Origin of the sequence: Microcoleus sp. S13_C3 (assembly GCF_036700905.1) — a bacterium.
In the GTDB taxonomy this organism is placed as follows: domain Bacteria; phylum Cyanobacteriota; class Cyanobacteriia; order Cyanobacteriales; family Microcoleaceae; genus Microcoleus.
This window is the reverse complement of record NZ_JAUBPT010000119.1, coordinates 20,676-24,112: the sequence shown is the minus strand read 5'-3', so window position 1 is coordinate 24,112 and position 3,437 is coordinate 20,676. Positions and strand designations below refer to the sequence as shown.

The window sequence follows — 3,437 nt, the reverse complement described above, 5'->3', positions numbered from 1 at the left end:
AAGTTAGAGCGGCGGATTGAATTTTCTAAAGTTATGTCATTTTCTTATTAACAAAAATAGTTTTCTGCACCACTAAGCTGAACAAGTTCAAAGCATTCGGCGTAAGCAAGTAGAAATTAGAGTTCAGCTAAAAGGGATGCGAAACCTCTACCCAAGCTATGAAAAACTACTCAACGAAAATAATCCCCAGGGGCTGCTGATGACCCAAGGACAAGCTTACGCCGGAATCTTAGGTCAAATTCAGAGAATAGACTCAGAATTGTCATTAAAATTAGCTCAGTACAGAGAAGACAGTTTGCCAGTTTTAGCGTTGCGAAAAAGCCTGGAAGAACTGATTTTAACCGCCACTCAACAAGCAAGAGAAGTAGTGATGGGAAATTTAGAGACCCAAATCAAAGAAGTTGAAGCGCGCGATCGCGAAATGACCGCTTTGCAAAATGCTCTCAACCAAAACATTAGAAACTTTTCAGTCACAACCCGACAATACGACAATTTACAGCGGGAACTGCAAGTAGTTACTAAGAGTTTGTCGGACTTCCTGGCAAAACGAGAAGCCTTGCGGATCGATGCGGCTCAGCAGCAAATACCCTGGGTGCAGATCAATCCTCCGGAAATTCCGCTAGACAAATTCGGCAACCCTATAACAGCTACCGTCAAACAAACCAAAAAACAGTTAGTGCTGGCAGTAATTTTAAGCAGTCTGCTGGGCATAGCAGTCGGCTTGCTGGTAGAGGTACTAAATACTGTGTTCCACACTCCAGAATCACTGATAATCGCCACAAGATTGCCAATACTCGGGGTGATTCCGTTTACCAAAAAAGTCCAGCGCAGACCGTCGGCCAGACAGAGGAAACTAACATCGGCTCGATCGAACTCGAGAGTGGAAGTAGTCGAACCGGTCGAACCTAGAGATACTGGTTCGATGAGCGGGGAACCAAGTATTTTGAGCGACTTGGACTATCAATTTTTAGAAGCATTTCGATCGCTATACACGAACATTCACTTGCTGAGTGCAGGCACGGCAATTCGATCGCTCTTAGTCGGCTCAGCCGTAGCCGGAGACGGCAAATCTACAGTAGCTTTGCACCTGGCAGCCACAGCAGCAGCCGTCGGACAGCGAGTATTGTTAGTAGATGCAGATTTGCGTTGCCCGCAACTGCACGCTAAGTTAGGACTGCCAAACGTGCGTGGCCAGGGCGATGCCATCTCCACGGATCTCAGCCTCAACGACGCGATTCAACGAGCCCCGAACCAAGAAAATTTGTTCGTACTCACCGCAGCCCAAATTCCCCCCGATCCGATCAAGCTTCTTTCTTCCAAAAAAATGCAGTATCTGATGGAGCAATTTCAAGCATTTTTTGACTTAGTAATTTATGACTCCCCGCCAGTAGCAGGCTTGGCAGACACCCACTCGATCGCAGATCGCACAGACGCTACGATTATGGTCGTCCAAATTGGGCAAACAGACCGATCGCAAGTTAGCAAAGTTCGAGAAAAATTAAAAATTTCTGGAGCTTCCGTCTTGGGAATCGTTGCTAACGGCTGCAAAAACACCGGTCACAGCTACCGCCAGCGCCCGGTCGTTTTAGACAAGCTCTACGACCAAAAACTATCGGCTTTAGGTACGAAAAATCCTAATTAGACAAATGTTGATGCAGGGAGCATCTCATATTTATAAAAAAACTTCTTCTAGCTCCTTCCTTCTTCCTCTTTCCTTCTTCCTCTTTCCTCCTGCCTTCTGCCTCAAAACTCCAATTTCTAGCGGAGGGCTGCTTTCATTGAGATGCTCCCGTTGATGGAGGCGGCCGAGCGCCGCCGTCCTCAACGGGAAACGCACAACCAAGCTATACCCTGATTTTTTGAGAATAGTACCATTTGAGAAAGAAAATGATAGACTAACGGACATAGCCTCCTGTGTCAACCGAGATTGCGCGGATCTTTAAATTTGGCGGAAATTACTCAGAAAATGATTGAGAAATCAGCAAAAGTGGGTAAACTACATTTAGCAGAGCGCAATCTCAATCAGGAAAAGACACCTTTGAAGGTGAACGTTAGTGTAAACGTTAATGAGAACGTTTCAACCCAGAAACTTGGTAGGGATTATTCTATGAGTACAGTTATGGTTGTTGATGATAGCGTCACTCTGCGGGAGATGATCGCCGACTTGCTCAAAGGTAGAGGACTCAACGTCACCGTAGCGAGTGATGGCGTAGAAGCTCTAGAGCAAATCAAGGCTAACCGCCCAGATTTAGTGGTTCTGGATATCGTGATGCCCCGGATGAACGGCTACGAAGTCTGTCGTCGGCTCAAAAGCGACCCTAAAACCCAAAATTTGCCGGTGGTAATGTGTTCGAGCAAAAGCGAAGAGTTCGATCGCTATTGGGGAATGAAACAAGGAGCCGACGCTTACATCGCCAAGCCATTTCACCCTCAAGAATTGGTCGGGACTATTAAGCAATTGCTGCGAGGTTGAGGTAGAGGAATAGGGACAGGAAAAAAATGTCTTGAGCGCTGATTATTTCTGCTCCCGCAGCCTCTCTAAACTACTCGATTGACAATAGTCCAAACATCCCCGTCCGATCGCACGTAGGGAACAGAAATACTCTTAAAACCCGTAATAAAAGGCTTGTAATAAACCTGCCAGTAGCTGGGACTAATTTGGTCGGCGATGGCCTTGAGTCCCTTCACTTCCGCCGCCAGTTCCGCCGCCAGTTCATTAATCCGTTCCGCGTGTCCCTGAGCTAGTAATCTTCCTTCTTCAACTTGCTCCTCCATCGGAGTTATTCTTTGCAACTTTACTGACTGCTGCTGTTTCTGACTTAGTTGAGCAGACAGAGCCGCGATCGCGTCATCTATCCCCTTGACTTCTGCCGATACTTGTGCTTTTTCCCTGGCGTGACGACGATAAGCATCGGCGATCGCTTGGGGCGAATCACCGGCTGGGACCACATCGGCAATACTAAGCTGCTGGCGTTCCAGGCGCAATTCCTCAATTTGAGAGTAAATTGCCTCTATATCTGTCTGAAGTTTGTCCACCTAATTATTACCGCGTGGTTGTTGGATATTTTAGCATATTAACACAAACCAATCACCTAATCGGCATAGAAATTGCATATTTTAGGCGGGCTAGAAGCAAAGCCCCACAAGCAGAAGTTGAAGAGTTTGAAAAATACAAATTTTTATATTTCTCAGTTGAGCGATTCCGTCGATATCCAGTCCGGTTAATCAAGTCGTGTCCGGTAAAATCAGCATTAAGGTGTTGGGCATCTAAATTGTATTTTTAGGGCGGGCTTTCTGGCCCAACCCCTACTCCCCACAAGAATTTTCTTAAATTTGACTATACAATTTAAATGCACTTGGGCTTATACATTTGTAGTAAGGAAGGCAAGTACCAGCGAGTTTTACGAGGATTAAAGTCGCCACTACAAACACTATTA

4 protein-coding genes are annotated in these 3,437 nt (G+C 46.1%); 2 read left to right on the top strand and 2 right to left on the bottom strand.

Features of this window, described 5'->3' with window-relative positions; translation table 11 throughout:
* Positions 1–136: 136 nt before the first annotated feature.
* Entirely contained in the window at positions 137–1,642 is a 1,506-nt protein-coding gene (locus QUA16_RS26270; protein ID WP_333107127.1) for a polysaccharide biosynthesis tyrosine autokinase, read from the top strand.
* A gap of 30 nt (positions 1,643–1,672) precedes the next feature.
* Here QUA16_RS26270 and QUA16_RS26265 read toward each other — a convergent pair whose 3' ends face one another.
* Positions 1,673–1,906, bottom strand: coding sequence for a hypothetical protein (locus tag QUA16_RS26265; RefSeq protein ID WP_333107126.1), 234 nt, complete (start codon positions 1,904–1,906; stop codon positions 1,673–1,675).
* A 201-nt stretch (positions 1,907–2,107) separates the two neighbouring features.
* On the opposite strand from QUA16_RS26265, the gene QUA16_RS26260 reads away from it, so the two are divergent.
* Positions 2,108–2,473, top strand: a complete 366-nt coding sequence (locus QUA16_RS26260) for a response regulator transcription factor (RefSeq protein ID WP_039886668.1) — start codon at positions 2,108–2,110, stop codon at positions 2,471–2,473.
* 65 nt (positions 2,474–2,538) lie between these two features.
* Here the strand turns inward: QUA16_RS26260 and QUA16_RS26255 are convergent, their stop codons facing one another.
* A complete protein-coding gene (locus QUA16_RS26255) occupies positions 2,539–3,036 on the bottom strand; it encodes a hypothetical protein (protein ID WP_333107124.1) in 498 nt (165 codons plus the stop codon).
* Positions 3,037–3,437 lie beyond the last annotated feature (401 nt).

Bases quoted from the DNA above. Each gene is read 5' to 3' on its own strand.
- QUA16_RS26270 (WP_333107127.1), top strand. From the start codon at position 137: ATGCGAAACCTCTACCCAAGCTATGAAAAACTACTCAACGAAAATAAT.
- QUA16_RS26265 (WP_333107126.1), bottom strand. From the start codon at position 1,906: ATGTCCGTTAGTCTATCATTTTCTTTCTCAAATGGTACTATTCTCAAA.
- QUA16_RS26260 (WP_039886668.1), top strand. From the start codon at position 2,108: ATGAGTACAGTTATGGTTGTTGATGATAGCGTCACTCTGCGGGAGATG.